Below are 19060 nucleotides of genomic sequence, written 5' to 3' on the forward strand. Positions count from 1 at the left end.
CCTTGAAACTAAGGGGAAGTACTTAAATTCAATTATTTACAAATGGTTTTTCAGTGTAAATACAAATGAAAGAGGTCATACATATGAGGAAATGGAGAAGTATCGGTATCTTTCTTATCATTTTTGTTGTACTCGCAGCATGTTCAAAGAAGGAGACGCCCGAAGATAGGATTTCGGCTTATATCAAATTATGGAACGATGCTGAGTTTACAAAAATGTATGATGAATATGTAAGTGAAGCTTCAAAAGATGCTTTTGGTTCAAGTGAATATATTGACCGAACGACGAAACTTTATAAAGATTTAACTATAACTGATGTAAAAGTTGTTTTTACTAAGTCGGATGAAGATAAGAACTATAAACCTGAGGATCAACCGGAGTTTCCTGTACATATAACAATGGAAACCGTTGCAGGACCAGTGGAGTTCGAGAAAAAAGTAATTATGACATATAGTAAATCAAGTGAAGATGAAAATTGGTTTGTCGAATGGGATCCATCTTTCATTCTCCCAGATTTAACGAAGGCAGATAAAGTAGGTATTTCTACTATTTCTTCAAAGCGCGGTGAAATCTTTGATCGTAATGCACTGCCTTTGGCTATAAACGGAAAAGGCTACGAAGCAGGAATCGTACCAGAAAAGTTCAATGAAGAAAGAGATGCAGAAAAACTCGCAACAATACTTAGCGTAACACCGGAATTTATTAATAAACAACTCACTCAAAGTTGGGTCAAGCCAGATCAATTTGTTCCTATTAAAAAAGTGGCATCCAGCCAAGAGATGATTCTCGAAAAAATGATTGAAGTACCAGGTGTTACTTATACACAAGTAGAAATGCGGGAATATCCATTTGGTGAGTCACTTTCACATCTTACGGGCTATATCAGTCGTATTAATGCTGACGAGTTAGAGAAAGTCAAAGCTCAGGGGTATGGAGAAAACGATTCTATCGGTAAACGTGGACTGGAACAGCTACTTGAAGAACAGCTCCGTGGTCAGGACGGGATTCGAATATATATTGAGAAAACGAAACAAGAAGCAGAGAGAATTACGATAGCTGAGAAAACTGCGGCAGATGGTAATTCAGTCACATTAACAATCGATGCGGAACTTCAGCAGAGGACATTTAATGCGATGAATGGTGAGGTAGGAACAGCGGCAGCAGTGGATCCCAAAACGGGAGAAATGCTTGTGTTGACAAGTTCACCAGCTTTCGATCCAAATGAATTTATGATTGGCGTGGGTTCATCACGCTACCAAGAATTGACTGATGATCCTTTACAACCACTATTAAATCGATTCGCAGCGACATATGCTCCGGGGTCGGCAATAAAACCGATTACAGCGGCAATTGGATTAGAGGCAGGAACGATTGATCCTAGTAAAGGGTATACAATTGAAGGGAAGAGGTGGAAAAAAGATGAATCATGGGGCAATTTTGGTGTCACAAGAGTTTATACTCCACCGAATCCAATCGACTTAAAAAAAGCACTTGCTTACTCGGATAATATCTATTTTGCAAAGGAAGCACTCGAAATGGGGAAAGATACCCTAACTGAAGGTCTAAAAAGATTCGGTTTTGGAGCAGATATTCCCTTTAGTTATCCACTCCGAACTTCTCAAATATCGAATGACGGAACAATCGGGACAGAAGCACAACTTGTGGATACCTCTTATGGACAAGGTCAAATGTTAATGAACATCGCTCACTTAGCTTCGAGTTATGCTCCAATCTTAAATGACGGAAAGATGTTCAAGATGGTTTTATTCGAAGATGAACCAAAAGGTGAAGTATGGAAAGAGGGGCTAATTTCAGCTGAGAACGCTGCAATCCTTCGGGCAGACTTACGTGAAGTTGTGGTAAATGGTTCTGCTAAAGATGCAAATATCCCTGCTGTTAAACTTTCTGGGAAGACAGGTACTACAGAATTAAAGTCATCACAGGAAAAAGGCGGCAAGGAAAATGGATTCTTCGTCGGGTATCAAACAGATGAAACATCTTATATTTTGGCTATGATGATTGAAAGTATAGAAGATAAAGGTGGAAGCAGCTATGTAGTAAAAAAGGTTGCACAAGTCATGGGGAACTAATAGCTTGTGGAAGCATGGTTTGGGTGTCTAGTTCACTGAAAAAACGCAAGTACAGCGAATGATGCTTTTCATAGTATATATGTTGAATAAATGTTTCTATATAATCTCCAGCGAAGGCATCTACTGGGGGAGCCGAAGCAATAAGACTTAAAGTGATTTTCTGTCCGGCTTATTGTGGGAGGCACCCCCTAGCGCCAAGTGTTGTTGGTAGGATTCTTTATTTCAACCTATATAGTTACAAAATCCTTATTTTATCGATTAAAGTGATGGCTTGCTCGATTTCTAGATTGTCAGGTGATATAGCTTGATTTTAGCCAATCATGTTTTAACTATTATATTAGGAGCGCGATTTAGTACAATTCTATGAACAATTTTTTGAAAGTGTAGAAAATAGTTAGTTCAATATTTGTTTGTTGTTTCATAAAAATGGTAAAATAAAAGTATCACGTGATAGTTTGGAGGCGAGCCTATTGGGAAGGATAAACTAAAAATTGGGGAATTGGCCGACATTGCAGGAGTATCTAAACGGACAATCGATTATTATACAAACTTGAATCTTTTAAAACCATCACGTTCCGATACTGGCTATCGGCTTTTTGAACTTTCTGATGTTGAGCAGTTAGATAAGATTTCACATTTAAAGGGAAAAGGTTTCTCACTTGAAGAAATTAATGAGAAGCTGGCGTTTCCTGATACTAGTGAGCAGGTGCTGGAGAAAGCACTCTTAGTAAAAAGTAATCTTCAGGAACTTTTGGTTTTATTAAAAAGAGCTGAACGGGAAAACTCTTCAATTAAGGAGAGCATCACCCATGACACTCTGCCAGTAATACAAGCTTTATTACAATTACTTGTCTAATTTTACACGCGAAAGTAGCAGACAATCATTTCAGGAGGTGGAGGCCTTGCTTGATGTAAGGTTGACATAGTGGAAATATTAAATTTAGTATTAGTTGCAGTACTGATTGCTTTAACAGCTTTCTTTGTAGCAACAGAATTTGCATTAGTAAAAGTTAGAAGTACAAAAATTGATCAACTAGTTGCAGAAGGACGAAAAGGTGCGATATCTGCAAAGCACGTCACCACTCATTTGGACGAGTATCTCTCTGCCTGCCAATTAGGAATTACAATTACCGCTTTAGGGCTTGGTTGGCTCGGTGAACCAACAGTCGAGACAATGCTACATCCACTGTTCGAAAAATTCGATGTAGATCCATCTGTTTCCCAGATACTTTCCTTTGTAATCGCCTTTGTCTTCATCACTTTCCTACACGTTGTAGTGGGGGAACTTGCTCCGAAGACAATAGCAATCCAAAAAGCAGAAGCATTGACATTGCTTTTTTCTAAACCAATAATGTGGTTCTATAAATTAATGTTTCCCTTTATCTTTGTGTTGAATGGATCAGCTCGTTTGCTTATAGGTCTATTTGGGTTTAAATCAGCATCGGAACACGAAGTTGCTCATACTGAGGAAGAGTTACGGCTCATTTTGTCGGATAGTTTTAAAAGTGGAGAAATTAATCAGTCCGAACTGAACTATGTTAACAAAATGTTCGAATTTGACAACCGAATTGCAAAAGAGATTATGGTGCCACGGACTGAAATGGTAACGTTCTCCTCGGATGTTTCTTTCGATGAAGTAGCATATACAATCCAAGAGGAAAGATATACTCGTTATCCCATCTACGAGGGGGATATAGATAATATCATAGGTTTTATCAACAGTAAGGATTTGCTATACTTTACTCTCGGAGATCGCTCGGCCTTAGAGTCATTCTCCATTAAAGACTTGTTGCATCCGATACCAGTGGTAATCGAAACATTGCCCATAGATGAAGTTCTAAAAAGAATGCAAAACGAACGGTCCCAATTATCGCTTGTAATCGATGAATATGGCGGTACGGCTGGAATGGTAACAATCGAAGACATCCTTGAAGAAATTGTCGGGGATATACACGATGAATTTGATGCAGATGAGATCGCGGAAATCACAAGAATTGCAGAAGGCCATTTTATCGTCAGCGGTAAAGTATTGATAGAAGAAATTAATGATTTACTTGGAACATCATTGGAAAATGAAACTGTAGATATGATTGGCGGATGGTGCTTGTCACAGAATTACGAACTTGAAGAAGACGAAGTGATTGAGAAAGACGGCTTCCTTTTTATAATCAAAGAACTAGACGGGCATCAAATACGCTATATAGAAATCCGGAAAAACGAATAGACTATTCATTCAAAACAAAAGGACCTAAAAAGGTCCTTTTGTTTTGAAAAAATTTAGTTGAAGTTCTCTTAAGGATTAGTTGACCATAAACCAGCAGATTTAACTAGGATTCGCGGGTGCAGTTTCAATTGTGCAACCATTACTTCAGCAAGATCTTCAGGCTGCATCACTTTATCCGGGTTGCCGTCTGTCAAGTTTTCACTGAAAGCCAAATCTGTAGCGACTGTGCTCGGTGTTAATGCACTGACACGGATATTATGTTTTCTCACTTCAAGCATAAGCGATTCCGTAAGTCCGAGAACACCGAATTTTGATGCACTGTATGCGCTTGTAACTGGTGCTCCTTTTTGACCGGCAGTTGAGGAAATATTAATGATGTCGCCTGATTCTCTTTCAATCATTTCAGGTAGAACAGCTCGTGTGACGTAATAGACGCCCATCAAGTTAACATCGATTATATTTTTGAATTCTTCTGGTGAAAGTTCAAGGAACTTGCCGAATTTACCGATGCCTGCATTGTTAATGAGGATATCGATTGGACCAAGCTCTGTTTTGATATGTTCGACTGCAGCAATGACTGATTCATTATCCGACACATCGGCAGTTGCCATCGTCACTTCGACACCGTATTCGCTAAGTTCTTTTGCTACTTTCTCAAGGTTTTCGGCTGTTTTTCCGATAAGTCCTACATTGATGCCTTCTTGAGCAAAAGCAATGGCTGTCGCGCGGCCGATACCTCTGCCTGCACCAGTAATTATAGCATTTTTACCTTTTATGATTTGCATACATAACACTCCCTCTATGAAAGTTTCTACATAGAGCAGTATAACAAATGCAGCGCGAATTAGTGTCCGCGGCGATTATAAGAAACGTTTTTGAGGAACTGAGGTGTGAAAAAAGTGGCATCACAAGCAGATGCCAACCGTAAATAGTTACCTACAATCGGTTTTATCCAAGCTTATACTGCTTTCATAACAATAATGATTGAATATATATATATGTTGAACAAATGAATACGGCGTATGCGTTTTACAAGGGCTTTTGGGCGGCCACTGAAAAAGTCCCGATACTTAGCACAATTAGAATTCCTGCCAATACCGCTTCGACGCTTTGTGGATGCCTCCCGCGGTAAGCCAGAAAGAAGACCGCTTTCAGTCTTATCGCTCCGGCTACCACGAAGTCGCGCCTTCGCTGGATGGTCTATTTGAGATAGCGCATTTCATAAGCTGTGATAAAATCCGTAACCTAGATTGTGGATTTCTTGACTATAATTATATATGTTGAATCCGGTATATATACTGAGCGAAGGCGCCTTAACGGGGGTAGCCAACCGAACAACGAAGAGTTCGGTTTGTATAATTTCTGCGTTCTTTGCAGAAATTATACAGTTAATGCCAAGAGGTTATTCCAGATAGGTTAAAGAATACCTCATCTGGCTTATGGCGGGAGGCATCCCCAAAGCGCCAAGCGATCTACAACCCACAACCCGAATAACAGCTCTTGCATTATTGAGCGCCAAAGTAAATTCAGTGGGATTCTTTAATTCAGCATAAATAGCTCTTTTATACTTCCAATGGGAAATTTGAACTCATCATTATGGGCTCATTAGATAGATCTATGGCTCTTCATTTCAATAAATCATCTTTTTGATTTGATACTTGACTACCATTTCTATTCCAAAGTTCAGATATCGTGACAAATTCATATCCCTGCTTCTTAAGTGCAGGTAGAATTTCTTCGAGTGCTTGCACGGTTTGGGAGCGATCACCGCCCGCATCGTGAAATAAAACGACATCACCTGGTTTAGCACCTGATAATACGGTTGTTACAATTTTATTTACCCCTGGTCTTTGCCAATCCTTTGTATCTTGATGCCATGACCACATAACCACCTTAAACCCATTCTCTACAGCAATATTAATAATACGATCATTATAACTTCCACCTACGGGCCGATATAACGTTGGATAAGTACCGGTAATGTCATAAATGACCTCATTCGTTTTTATTAATTCATTTTCTAGTACTTCTGCAGTTTTTGAATAGGGGTGGGTATACGTATGATTAGCTATTTCATGGCCTTCATCTTCTTCTCTAAGGATAATAGCTGGAAATTTTTTAGCGTGCTCTCCAATAACGAAAAAAGTTGCCTTCGCATCGTATTTAGCAAGTACATTTAAGATTTGTGATGTATAAGTAGGGTGTGGACCATCGTCAAATGTAAGAGCAATGACTTTCTCTGTTGTTTTGATATCCCACAGCACATACCCTTTATCCTCGTAATAAGGCCTATCTTTCTCTGTTGCAAAAGAAACATAAGCAATTGAAAAAAACATAACACTAACAATTCCTATTTTTAATCCCCAATACTTCACGCATTATTCCTCCTTGCCTTGCTATTTTGGCAGAGGATTCATTGTTGTTTGTGTCCTCGCAAATAGTATTTGTCAAAGAGGAAGGATTATACGGCTATTTTTTTGTACTTCGAGTCATTTATTTTTTATCCAGATTGGACTTGATCATAAGGATAACGGAAAGACTCTTTTTTCGGTTTCAGCAGTAAAAAGAATAATGTCAGTGGACCAATTCGACCTAAAAACATCACCACACATAATAACACTCTTCCAATAGCACTAAAGTCTTCGGTTACCCCCATTGATAATCCCACAGTCCCGAATGCTGAAAAGACTTCGAATGCGAGAGGAAATACCGGGATGGTTTCTATAATCGTTAATATAAATATAAAACCAAAAACGATCATAGTACTAACCGTTGCAATTGCCAATGATCGAAAGATAATGTCGAATTTAATCGTCCTCCCAAAAAGATGAGGTTCGCGTATGGATCTAAAATAGGAGAGGGTAGCTATGACAATAATCATAAATGTAGTTAATTTAATCCCCGATGCAGTTGAAGCACTACCTCCTCCGATGAACATGAGGAGCATTGTAAATAACAAAGAAGGATCTTCCATGTCACCAATCGAGATTGTATTAAAGCCGGCAGTACGGGGAGAAACCGCTTGGAAATAAGATGCCAGTGCTTTATCGGCCAATGAAAAGTCAGCAATTGTATGCGTATTATTAAACTCAAGCACAAAGATTGTCACTGTGGCTACACAATTTAATGCAATCGTTCCAGTAATCATCATCTTTGTATGAAGTGACCAATGCACAAACGACTTGTTTTTGACAAGATCGAGCACGACTACAAACCCCAATCCTCCAATGATGAGTAATGAAGAAAGAACAAGATTAACGAGCGGGTCACTAACAAATTGAGCAAGGTTATCAGGAAATAATGAAAATCCTGCGTTATTAAATGCCGAGATGACATGGAAAACACTGTAATAAATCCCATCCCGTAACCCAAAGGTAGGTACCCAATGGAGCGATAAGATGATAATAGCAATCCCTTCAACAATCAGAACAAAAAGTAAAATCTGACGAACGAATTTCACCATTCCTCCGAGCGTTTGAAAACTAAAGGATTCTTGTAGATAAATTCTGTTCTGCATCCCAACTTTTCGCCCAAGCAATAAAAGTATGGCTACGGCAAATACCATTAAGCCAATTCCGCCCAATTGAATAAGAGACAGCAAAACGATTTCTCCAAATAATGTAAGTGTAGAGCCTGGATCGAATACAATTAGCCCAGTCACCGTCGTTGCAGACGTCACTGTAAATAGTGCATCAATCCAAGTGATTGGGCGCTCAGTTGCAATCGGCAATTTCAAAAGTAACGTGCCGATAAGGATTAGTAGGAGGAAATTTCCGGCAATTACCACTGGAGGAGAGATGTGTCGTCTATATAGTTTCTTTGAGTGCATATGCATGCTCCCATCCTATAGAATATGGAATTCTTATTGCGGGCTAGTCGATAGATATCTAGTGATTAACCAACTACAGTAAACCTTTCCGATTGCAGTCTCTCGATGGAGAGTAGTATTTTCCATTCGACTGTTACTATCTGAGCTAAAAAGATGAGAATGACACAGCGGTTAGAAATTTATGCGTGTCAGCTTGATAGTGTTTAGTTGCTTACATATTATCAGAATAGGTGCTTTTTTACGATACTTTTTTTGGAAATAAACAACTATATAAGTTGGACATTCGAATACCTATATAAATTGAGTGAAGGTGCCTTAAAAGGGGGAGGCATCCCCAAGCGCTGTAGCTAATTCAATGAAGTTCTTTATTTCAACACTTACAATGCAAAAAGTCTCTTTTAAAGTGTTAAAATGCTTCCGCCTAGCCATTTTAAATCAGAATGAAAAATCTCATTACCTATTTTATTTGAAGGGTGGGGCGAGATTATTTTTGATGGGGGTAACTTTAATAATAGTTCACTTCTTTTGAAACCGCTTACAAATAATTCGGAAATACGGTTGACTTTGTTCCAAACAGCCCTTAATATATCTATTAACGACTATTAAGCGACAGTTAATAATTTTGAAAATACTTCAATCTGGGGGAATATAGATGGATCAACAAAATGAGAGAAAAATCGGTTTTTGGATGGCGTTACTTCCTTTAGTCGTAATGATTGTTGTCATGATATTTACGGTTGTTAAATTAGAACAAGGTCCTCATATTCCATTGATAATTGGAACATCGACTGCAGCTATTGTAGCTTGGCGAGCTGGATTTACTTGGAAGGAAATTGAGGAAATGATGTATAAAGGTATTCGATTGGCTCTTCCGGCTGTCGTTATCATTATTTTGGTAGGGCTGACAATTGGAGCGTGGATGGGCGGCGGAATTGTTGCAACGATGATTTACTATGGTTTGCAAATCATTACACCAGCTTGGTTTCTCGTAACAATTTGTCTTATTTGTTCAATTGTATCTTTGGCAATTGGTAGCTCATGGTCGACAATGGGAACAATCGGCGTAGCGGGAATGGGAATCGGTTTAAGTATGGGGATTCCAGCAGGTATGATTGCAGGAGCAATTATATCAGGAGCCTACTTTGGGGATAAAATGTCACCGCTTTCAGATACTACGAATTTAGCAGCAGGGTTAACAGGGACGGATTTGTTTGATCATATCAAGCATATGTTTTACACGACGATTCCTGGCTTAGCAATTGCTCTTGGCGTCTATGCCTTTTTAGGAAATCGTTTTGCAGCAAACAATATTGAAGTAGAAGAAATTGCGCAAACAGCACAAGTGTTAAAAGAAAGCTTTGTCATTTCACCGTGGTTGATGCTTGTACCATTGGCCGTTGTTGTACTTGTTGCTGTAAAAGTACCTGCTATACCTGCTCTTGTAATAGGAATTGTGCTTGGTTTCCTATCACAAATTTTTGTACAGGGCGGTACGCTTATTGCAGGCATTGAGGCTTTGCAAAGCGGATTCACAATTGCCACAGGGAATGTAATGGTAGATGCTTTGTTTAACGGTGGCGGATTGGATTCGATGATGTTTACGGTATCTATGACTATTGTCGCCATGACATTTGGCGGGATTCTAGAGTTTTCGGGCATGCTTATGTCATTAATGAATCAACTGCTTAAAGTTGTTAAATCTTCCGCGTCGTTAATTATCTCGACAATCGGAGCTTGTTTCTTAACAAACGCATCTTGTTCAGAGCAATATATCTCTATCGTCGTTCCATCACGGATGTTCAGTAAAGCGTATCAGAATATGGGCTTGCATTCGAAAAACTTATCACGTGCACTTGAAGACGGTGGAACGCTGACTTCGGTTTTCATCCCATGGAATACATGCGGTGTATTCATTTTTGGAACATTGGGAGTAAGTGTTGTACAATACGGTCCATATGCCATATTGAATTTAGTTGTTCCTTTGATATCCATTATTTATGCATTAACAGGCTTTTCGATTGTGAAGTTGACTGAACAAGAAAAGGAAAAACTTGCAGTAGATGAATTAAAAAAAGAAAAAGTAAACGAAGAGGTAAATTTGGCTTAAAAACAAAAGCGCAAGCGCTGGAGTCTAGACGAGAAAGAATGGAAAGTTCACATCTATCAAGTGAACTTTCCATTCTTTTTAAAAATAAGGGTGAAAGTTAAATTCATATAAAGCGCGAGGTCTTCCTTGCCTGTATGTCATTTCTTCACCAATGATCGTCGCATACTTATAGTCGACGAGTTTTTTTAATGTACGTTCTGCGGTTCTTCGTGAGACATCTAAATATAATGCCAAATCATTTGCAGTAAATTGTTTCGTTTGACGCATCAGACTATATTGCATCAATTTAGAGATATTTGCTGGACTGAGCTTGGTTTTTTCGGCCATCTCCACAAGTGCAGGCTCAGTGATTTTCATCTCAACGGTTACTTCCGATTGTGGAAACGGACCATGCAATCTTTTGTTTGTATCTAACATATAAAAACAATGACCATCACTTAGTTGTATAAGATTGAGTGCGAAATTCGCGTTTTCAGTTGCATCAATGATTGATTCGCCACAGCCGAATGCCATTTTCGCTTTGGTAGCAAGTGATTGGAACGTAGAAAGAAATTCCTTGTTTTTTATAGCGGATTCGATGTTTCCCATTGAAGTGTACAGGGTGAAATCACCGTCATGTACACTCCAACGAGCCTGCATGATGGACGCCATTTTCGCAATAGATGTCTCTACGTTTTGTCGCGAAGAAATTGATTTTACAATTCCGACGGCGATCTGTGCGGAGTTACTTTTTTGTAACAATGCTTGCTGTTTTGCCTGTTCAATACTCCGAAGAATCGTACTTTCAGGGTCAATCATCTTACATGCAGGAATGTTTTGCTGCTGTAGCTGTTCGAAAACAGCATGGACACTTGTAATCGCCATATCTGTTTTACCTTGTAAAGAAAGAGTTTGATGATAGGACGTTATGGTAGTGATTTTTTCATCATCTTTTAGCAAGTGAACAAAAGGCAACTCCACACTTCGACCTAAATCATTGAGTACGTGTTCAATATAGGATTGCTCACGTACGTCGATGGATACGCGACTCAAATCCTGCTGGTTCTGTGCAGATAAATGAAGCAATGTAATGGCAACTGCCGTTTCATCTTGTTGCAGGTAAATGGCTGGGATAGGTAGGTTATCAAGTTGTTTCTTGGAATAAAAGTAAGGCAGGGAACCTGAAAACAAAAGGGCATCACACGGTTTAAGTGTCTGCAGTAAACTCGGTGCCTCACTGGGTTCAGCGTAGCGATACCAGTTAAGTTCAATATCTTTTCGTTTGTTGACAAGTTGTTCTGTACGTTGGCAAAAATCAGTTGACCCGATAACTGCGATTTTAATCTTCACGATGAACCCCCAATGATTAGCGACTATTTAACGACAATGATACAATAAAAAATAGAGTTTGCCAAGAGAGAGGATTTTGACTTATGAAAATAGCTGAAATTGAAATTTATGCGATTCACCTACCACTTTATGAACCCTTTATTATTAGTTACGCTACTTATGATTATATGCCATCCATCATTGTCAAAATCACAACGGATACCGGTTTAGTCGGCTATGGAGAAGGTGTTGCCGATGAACATGTAACGGGTGAGAGTTGGAAAGGTACTTTTGAAATCTTGAAAAATACCCTGGCACCGAAGTTAATAGGTGAAAATCCTATGAATATGGAGCGAATTCATGAACTGATGGATGCTGAAATTTACGGAGTACCAACAGCAAAAGCTGCAATTGACATAGCATGCTATGATGTTGCAGGAAAAGCACTTGGTGTCCCTGTCTATAATCTTCTTGGAGGAAGATACCACGAAGAGTTTCCGATTACGCATGTGTTAAGCATCGCAGCTCCGGAAGCAATGGCGAATGAAGCAGAAGAACGTGTAGCCGCTGGATACCGTTCGATGAAAATGAAAGTCGGCACCAATGTAGCGGACGATGTATTACGCATTCAAGCGGTACGTGAGCGTGTAGGCGAGGATATTGCGATTCGTGTCGATGTTAACCAAGGTTGGGTAAATAGCGCCAATACATTACAAGGTCTTCAAAAGCTGCAGGACTGTTCGCTCGATTGGTTGGAGCAGCCCGTGCGAGCTGATGATATAGATGGTATGGTCGAGGTGAAATCTAAGTCTTCTACTCCAATGATGATTGATGAAGGTTTACGTGGCGTGCGTGACATGAGAGAAATCATCGCGAAGCGTGCTGCTGATAAAGTGAACATTAAATTGATGAAATGTGGCGGGATTTATCCAGCAACAAAGCTTGCCCATATGGCCGAAATGGCGGGGATTGAGTGTCAGATTGGTTCGATGGTGGAGTCATCTATCGGATCAGCAGCAGGATTCCACGTTGCATTCTCGAAAAAAATAATTACAAGTGTGGAATTAACAGGACCGCTTAAGTTCAGCAAAGACGTTGGAAATTTACATTATGACGTTCCATTTATCCGTTTGAGTGGCAAGCCGGGATTAGGAATCGACATTGATGAGCAAGTGTTGCAGGAACTGACTGTGTTCTCAGAGAAGGTAAGCGGATGAGGGAAAAGCATTTGTTGAAAAACGGGCGTGAAATTACTATAAAACGCTTAGAAGCAGATCAGCTCGACGAAATTCTTATCCTGCAGCGGAAAGTGATTGAATCATTATCTACAGGTTCTTTTTTACAGCCGTTGACAGAAGAGGAGTTTAGCTATATTTTAAACGGCAAAGGACTCATGATTGGTGCCTATTATCAAGAACAACTGATTGCATTTCGGGCCATGCTTGAACCAGAACTGGATGAAGAGCATCTAGGGAAAGATGCGGGACTACCAAGAAGTGAATGGCCGCTTGTGCTCTATTCCGAAATCTCGAATGTCGATCCGGACTTCCAAGGCAATGGCTTACAAGTGTTATTGGGGAAAGTTCTAATGAAGCAAGTTGATTCACAGCGATTCCGCTATATTTGTACAACTGTTGCACCGTTTAATATTGCCAGTCTAAAAGATAAATTTGCACATGGTATGCAAATTGTAGCATTAAAAGTGAAATATGGTGATTTACTCAGATATATTTTGATGAAAGATTTAACAGGCCCTTTAATAGAACAGGATACCTTGGACTGTTGCTTTGTCTTGATGGCGGATACAGAACAACAACAAAAGTACCTGTATGATGGTTGGAAGGGGACAGGCATTGAACAAGTGGATAACCAATGGGTTGTTCGTTTTGAAAAGTGATCTTGATAGAATAAAACCTTACTTTACAAGATACATGTAAAGTAAGGTTTTTTTAGATGGGATTAAATTGTAATTAGATGTTAATACCTATGTCATTATATTTTATTATTACAACTATACTACTAGTTTCATATAAGCTATACTAATGAATGGATTTAATATGCGGGAGGTAAAACTTAAATGAAATTTTCAGTTGGTAAAAAATTATGGAGCGGGTTCTTATCTGTTCTTGTCTTTATGATAATAGTGGGGGCAATGGGTTTTTGGTCGCTAACTAAAGTGAATAGTGAGTACCGATCTATCCTAGACGAACAGGTAACAAAAGTGGTGTTGTTTGAAAAACTATTATCTGCACAGTATGCAACTTCGACCGATTTTCGGGGCTACTTATTGTTTGGAAATGAATTGTTTTTAAAGAATAAAGAAAAGTCAATCGAAACATTTGATTTGTACTGGGGAATCCTAGACAAATTGCCACAGACAGACGCCGAACGTGTGTTATTTAACGAACTAAAAGACTCACGTGTAAATTATGTAGAAACTTTAGAGTCGGCCATTAGTGAACTTAATAATTCCAGTGAAGAAAAGGCGCTCAGTATTGCATCTGATGCATCTGTCTTTGAGGATATAATTGTAACGGAAATCAATGACCAAATTAATGATCAAAATGCAAAGACGGACGAAATAAATCTAGAAATTGAAAAACTTATTAAGCAAACACGTATTTTGACAGTGGGGCTGATTGCCTTAGCGATTCTGTTAAGTATTGCTATTGCTGTTGTGATCAGCCGTAGTATTGCACGTCCAGTCGGGAAAATGACAGCAGCGTTAACAGAAATTGCGGATGGTAACTTAGCAATAGAACCGGTTATAATTCGCAATAAAGATGAGATAGGTGAGATGGCGACGGCATTTAACAGTATGAGCAAAGACCTTCGCGCTATCATTACGAATGCAAATGAATCTGCAGTTCAGCTTGCCGTCCAGGCGGAAGAATTATCTGCGAGTTCGGAAGAGAGTTTAGCAGCATCTGAAATGGTTGCCGAAATTTCGGAGAAAAACTTATTCGGAAGCGAATCGCAAGTTGCGATTGTAAATGAGACGGTTTTAGCTATGGGAGAAGTGGTAACAAGCATCAACCGAATTACGGAAGATAATGAAGCAATGCTTCTGTCATCTGAAGACGTTGCCCAATTGGTCGAAGAGGGAGCATCCCTTATGGAAGATGTTAACGGCCAAATGACGGTCATTAGTTCAGCAATTGGACAGTCGGCTGAGATAATGAATGGCATGGCTAATTATTCGGAAGAAATCCGGAGAGTAACGTCACTCATTACTGATATTGCTGAGCAGACCAATTTGCTGGCGCTCAATGCGGCGATTGAAGCAGCCCGTGCTGGCGAGCATGGAAAAGGCTTCGCGGTTGTTGCAGAAGAAGTGCGAAAACTTGCTGAACAGTCGAAACGATCCGCTGGAGAAATCGGTGATATGATTGATAGAATGATTGGCAACGTCGCACAGGCTGTTTCCAGCACGGAAGATGGAAGTCGCCGCGTTGAAGAGGGGCTTGTTGTGACGGAACGTACACGCAGTGTATTTAACCGGATTGAACAGGCGGCTAGTGACGTCGGTGAAAAAGTGACAGCTGTTTCCGCCGCAATCGAACAGATTCGTACAATGACGGATGAAGTATCTAGTGGTTCTTCAAAAGTGCAGGAGCTTGCCATGGAATCATCTGCTGCAGCTCAGTCGACAAGCGCAGCGACAGAACAACAGCTTGCTGCAAATGAAGAGATTTCTTCAAGTGCGCAAGTGCTTGCGGAGCTTTCGGAAAAACTGCAAAATGATATGGGACAATTTAAAGTCTAATAGGTAGGAAAAAACAAGCTGATTGCCACGTGCAATTAGCTTGTTTTTTCGCCACACTTCTTAGCTGGAGACAAGAAGCCTGTTCATTTTATTAGTTACACTGGATTCGATTTTCCCTAATTGTTGTGACTCAATTTTGTTTAGTGGGTGTGGATTGAACCAGTTAATTACGCCCTCGTGATAAATGCCTTGAAAATCATTACCTTGGTAGTTTAATGAAAATGAAAACCGTTCATTAATGTGGTTCTGGAATAACGCTTTTTTAATTTGAAATTGATTGACCATACTTTTAGCCTCCATTTTTTTAGATTGATATTTTAAAAGTCATAATAAAAATTTGCTGAGAAAGTATAATTCTAGGACTAGTACATGAAGTTATGCATGTTAGCATTTGCTTTGATTTTAGCTTGTTGTAATTGCTGAATTTCATGTTTACTTAATGGATTAGGGCTAAACCAGTTTGTGACTGCATTCTGGGAGAGCCATGAATATTCATTCCCTTGGTAGTTTACTGCTATCCATTCATGAATTCGATTTTGAAGTTTAGTCAACATAGTTGGGGCCTCCATTTTTTATGTTTGATAGAATAATTTTTAAGAATTGATTAATGTACATGAAATACGTTTGCCAATTTTGTGGACATGCTTTCAACCTGTCCTACTTATCTAGAGTAACGCACCTAAATTAGAGAGACATGAGACGCAGATGAGAGTTTGATGAGAAAGCGCTATTTACTTTTACGAATATCTAAACCAGTGGAAGTGAATTTTACTTATCTGTATCTATCCGCGCTGAATCACTTCTTTAATCAGAATATTTTTTCCATTGTACTAAATGGTGTTGATTCCGCCTTTAGCAAGTGGTAAACTTCAATTCTGTTTAATAATCCCCAACATCTCCCATACAACCGCACGTGACGCAAAATACAACAAATGGAGGGTCTGTATGTCTCAGAAACATCCTGACTTAGAGTTTGAATTACAGCGCCTTGACTACACCAAACAGTACATGCAGCAATTGTTGGAGGTATCGCGACGTGATGTAAAATCCTCCCAAGAACAGATCCGCCAGTCGATGGCTGATCTGGATTATTTGGATTCAAGTTTAAGCTATATCAACATTTTGACAAACGCTCGATTTTTTGAAATGGCCCGTTCGCAAAAAGAGGGGCTGGAGGCAATTCAGCAGAAGCCCTATTTTGCCCGCATTCATTTTCGAAAAGAGAATGAGGCTGATGAGTTACTCTATATTGGCAAGACTTCTTTATTCCACCGGGAAACGCAGGAACCGATTATCGTCGACTGGCGCTCACCGGTTGCAAATGTCTATTACGACGGGAGACTAGGGGCTCTATCCTATAAAGTGCGAGATGAAGAGTTCGAGGGATATCTCTATTCCAAACGGCAGTATCGAATTGAAGAAGGTGAACTTCTTGATATCCGTGATGTCGATCTTACAACGAATGATGAACTACTTCAGGAAGCCCTTGCTGGCAAGGCGGATACACGGCTGACTGAAATTGTGTCGACGATTCAAGCTGAACAAAATGCAATTATCCGTGCGAATTTGAAACAACCAATTATTGTACAGGGAGCCGCAGGAAGTGGGAAAACAACGATTGCCCTTCACCGTATTTCTTATTTCCTCTATACAATGGGTGAAAACTTTCCTGCTGATAAATTGATGATTTTGGCACCAAGTAAATTATTTATGGATTATATTGCGGATGTGCTTCCCGAACTCGGTGTAGGGCGCATCTGTCAGACGACATATAGCGAATATGTTTTAAGTGCTACAGGATTGAAACTGAAGTTGATGGATCCAGACGCTAAGTTGGAACAGCTTACTGAATCTGACACGCTAGATGCAAGTTTGCTTTTTGTAACACGTGTGAAGGGAAGCCTACAATACCGAGAAATCATGCAACGCTATGTGCATAAGTTGGAACTGGATATGGCTGAGTTATTTGAAGATGTCTTTATTGAAAAATATCGGATTATGAAAGCTTCTCGGTTGAAACAGCTATTTCTAAAAGAGTTTTCGTATATGCCAGTTGAGAAAAGACTGGATAGAATTAAAATTATCGTTCAAAGTGACGTTAAGCGAAAACGAAAACAACTTATGGATATGCTAACGACAAAGTACGACGCGGCACTTGATAAGGCGTTATACGGAATAAGGGATGATGAAAGAAGGAAACTGAAGTTAACAAGAATATTGGAAGAAAGAGATGAAAGACTTCCTGTTATTGAAAAGGAAGGCAAAACGGTTGCGTCAGCCTATATGCGCAGATTCAAAAAGTTCAATATCAAGAAATTATATCGGGACTGGCTAACAAGTAGCGAACTACAAAAGGAATTTGCAGACGAGTGGTCCGAGCGCGACAGATATGCTTTTTGGGAGGCACATAAAAAAGAGTTTTGGGAAGTCGAGGATTTAGCAGCTCTTTATTATTTGCACGCAAAGCTTAGAGGCATTGCAGATGAATGGAAAATGAGGGTTGTTTTCATCGATGAAGTACAGGATTACAGCGAATTCCAGCTTGCTTCAATGCAAGACGGTCTAGAGACGGATATGTTTACAATGGTTGGGGATCTGGCCCAGGGAATTCATAGTTACAGATCATTAACATCATGGGAACCGATAAAGGCACTGTTTCCAAGAGCAACATATACGACACTTCAAAAAAGCTACCGAACGACGATTGAAATAATGAATCTGGCGAATCAAGTTCTTGCACAGATGGATGAAGATCTACCACTTGTAGAACCGGTCGTTCGTCATGGAAGAGAACCGAAGTATTATGAGATGCATGAGTTAGAGGGGGGCGGCATTCAACGTATTTATGAAGGAATTATCGAACGCGGTCATCAATCTGTCGCACTTATTTGTAAAACGCGTAAAGAGGCTAGGGAGATTTTCACCTCTCTGCAGGAGTTTGGAATGTCAGTCCATCTAGTGGGAGATCAATCTGGCATCAATGACAATTGTCTGCTCATTGTTCCAAGCCACTTAGCAAAAGGATTGGAATTTGATGCGGTCATTATCGCCGCTTTCGACGAGCCATTCCGAAATCACCCAATCGACCGAAAGTTACTATACGTAGCAATGACAAGGCCAATGCATGAACTGCATATTATTGGTGAGGAGGGTTCGTTATGCTGAACTTTAAACAGTTTTTGGAGATTCCTGAACATGAAATAATTGATGGGATTTTGGAATTACATGAAAGTATTTTCAAAGATTCCAAAATGTTAGTGGAGAAAATAAAATTAAAGCAGAAAATCTTAATAAATGTAGCTTTTGATCAATCAACGGTGGTCGGTTATAAAATTGGTTACGAGCTTGACCCGCATAAGTATTATAGTTGGTACGGGGCAGTTCATGAGGACTACAGAGGAAAAGGAATCGCAACAAGGCTACTGGAACAGCAACATCGCTTTTTAGTTGAGTCGGGTTATAAAATTGTTCAAACAAAGACGAGAAATAGCTGGCGGAATATGCTTATCCTTAATATTAAAAATGGATTTGATGTTGTGGAAACATTCGCGGATGACGAGGGAATTCATAGAATCATATTGGAGAAAAAACTGTCCGCAAACTAAATGACTGTCACCGAAATTTTAAACGACCGAAAGCCAATAAAAAGTACCAGGCGCCGATTATCGGTTCCTGGTACTTTTTTGCTGCTTAGGAAACTATAAAATCTCGTACTATGGATAACCTGCGAAATAGG

General features: G+C 39.6%; 15 protein-coding genes. 9 read left to right on the forward strand and 6 right to left on the reverse strand.

What is annotated here, in order from left to right; translation table 11 throughout:
• Positions 1-83 precede the first annotated feature (83 nt).
• The 3 genes from AZE41_RS06155 to AZE41_RS06165 all read left to right on the forward strand — a co-directional run bounded on the left by AZE41_RS06155 (position 84) and on the right by AZE41_RS06165 (position 4314).
• Positions 84-2090: a penicillin-binding transpeptidase domain-containing protein gene (locus tag AZE41_RS06155; RefSeq protein ID WP_067206864.1), complete on the forward strand. Its 2007-nt coding sequence runs from the start codon at positions 84-86 to the stop codon at positions 2088-2090.
• Positions 2091-2589: 499 nt separating this feature from the next.
• Positions 2590-2946: a MerR family transcriptional regulator gene (locus tag AZE41_RS06160; RefSeq protein WP_067206867.1), complete on the forward strand. Its 357-nt coding sequence runs from the start codon at positions 2590-2592 to the stop codon at positions 2944-2946.
• 69 nt (positions 2947-3015) lie between these two features.
• A complete protein-coding gene (locus AZE41_RS06165; RefSeq protein WP_067206869.1) occupies positions 3016-4314 on the forward strand; it encodes a hemolysin family protein in 1299 nt (432 codons plus the stop codon).
• 68 nt (positions 4315-4382) lie between these two features.
• Here the strand turns inward: AZE41_RS06165 and AZE41_RS06170 are convergent, their stop codons facing one another.
• From AZE41_RS06170 to AZE41_RS06180, 3 genes are all read right to left on the reverse strand, one after another.
• The gene (locus AZE41_RS06170; RefSeq protein ID WP_067206872.1) at positions 4383-5099 is read right to left on the reverse strand and encodes a 3-ketoacyl-ACP reductase; all 717 of its coding nucleotides are present in this window, start codon (positions 5097-5099) and stop codon (positions 4383-4385) included.
• Positions 5100-5939: 840 nt separating this feature from the next.
• Positions 5940-6650: a polysaccharide deacetylase family protein gene (locus tag AZE41_RS06175; protein ID WP_067213867.1), complete on the reverse strand. Its 711-nt coding sequence runs from the start codon at positions 6648-6650 to the stop codon at positions 5940-5942.
• A gap of 164 nt (positions 6651-6814) precedes the next feature.
• Positions 6815-8143 carry a TrkH family potassium uptake protein gene (locus tag AZE41_RS06180; RefSeq protein ID WP_067206874.1) on the reverse strand — a complete coding sequence of 443 codons (1329 nt, stop codon included), beginning with the start codon at positions 8141-8143 and terminating at the stop codon, positions 6815-6817.
• 652 nt (positions 8144-8795) lie between these two features.
• Here AZE41_RS06180 and nhaC point away from each other — a divergent pair.
• Positions 8796-10250: a Na+/H+ antiporter NhaC gene (nhaC, locus tag AZE41_RS06185; RefSeq protein ID WP_067206876.1), complete on the forward strand. Its 1455-nt coding sequence runs from the start codon at positions 8796-8798 to the stop codon at positions 10248-10250.
• 78 nt (positions 10251-10328) lie between these two features.
• Here nhaC and AZE41_RS06190 read toward each other — a convergent pair whose 3' ends face one another.
• A complete protein-coding gene (locus AZE41_RS06190) occupies positions 10329-11579 on the reverse strand; it encodes an HTH domain-containing protein (RefSeq protein WP_067206878.1) in 1251 nt (416 codons plus the stop codon).
• 83 nt (positions 11580-11662) lie between these two features.
• Between AZE41_RS06190 and AZE41_RS06195 the strand changes: the two genes are divergently transcribed.
• The 3 genes from AZE41_RS06195 to AZE41_RS06205 all read left to right on the forward strand — a co-directional run bounded on the left by AZE41_RS06195 (position 11663) and on the right by AZE41_RS06205 (position 15324).
• Complete coding sequence (locus AZE41_RS06195) at positions 11663-12775, forward strand: mandelate racemase/muconate lactonizing enzyme family protein (protein ID WP_067206881.1); 1113 nt, start codon at positions 11663-11665, stop codon at positions 12773-12775.
• The gene (locus AZE41_RS06200; protein ID WP_067206882.1) at positions 12772-13455 is read left to right on the forward strand and encodes a GNAT family protein; all 684 of its coding nucleotides are present in this window, start codon (positions 12772-12774) and stop codon (positions 13453-13455) included. The genes AZE41_RS06195 and AZE41_RS06200 overlap by 4 nt, the downstream gene beginning before the upstream one ends.
• A 180-nt stretch (positions 13456-13635) precedes the next feature.
• Positions 13636-15324 carry a methyl-accepting chemotaxis protein gene (locus tag AZE41_RS06205; protein WP_067206885.1) on the forward strand — a complete coding sequence of 563 codons (1689 nt, stop codon included), beginning with the start codon at positions 13636-13638 and terminating at the stop codon, positions 15322-15324.
• Positions 15325-15384: 60 nt separating this feature from the next.
• Here the strand turns inward: AZE41_RS06205 and AZE41_RS06210 are convergent, their stop codons facing one another.
• Positions 15385-15609: a DUF5342 family protein gene (locus AZE41_RS06210; RefSeq protein ID WP_067206887.1), complete on the reverse strand. Its 225-nt coding sequence runs from the start codon at positions 15607-15609 to the stop codon at positions 15385-15387.
• Positions 15610-15686: 77 nt separating this feature from the next.
• Positions 15687-15878: a hypothetical protein gene (locus AZE41_RS06215; protein WP_067206889.1), complete on the reverse strand. Its 192-nt coding sequence runs from the start codon at positions 15876-15878 to the stop codon at positions 15687-15689.
• 391 nt (positions 15879-16269) lie between these two features.
• Here AZE41_RS06215 and helD point away from each other — a divergent pair, with 391 nt between their 5' ends.
• Both helD and AZE41_RS06225 read left to right on the forward strand, forming a co-directional pair.
• A complete protein-coding gene (helD, locus tag AZE41_RS06220; protein WP_067206892.1) occupies positions 16270-18489 on the forward strand; it encodes an RNA polymerase recycling motor HelD in 2220 nt (739 codons plus the stop codon).
• Complete coding sequence (locus tag AZE41_RS06225; protein ID WP_067206895.1) at positions 18483-18929, forward strand: GNAT family N-acetyltransferase; 447 nt, start codon at positions 18483-18485, stop codon at positions 18927-18929. Before helD ends, AZE41_RS06225 begins: the two co-directional genes overlap by 7 nt.
• Positions 18930-19060: the final 131 nt, after the last annotated feature.

Origin of the sequence: Sporosarcina psychrophila (assembly GCF_001590685.1) — a bacterium.
GTDB lineage: Bacteria > Bacillota > Bacilli > Bacillales_A > Planococcaceae > Sporosarcina > Sporosarcina psychrophila.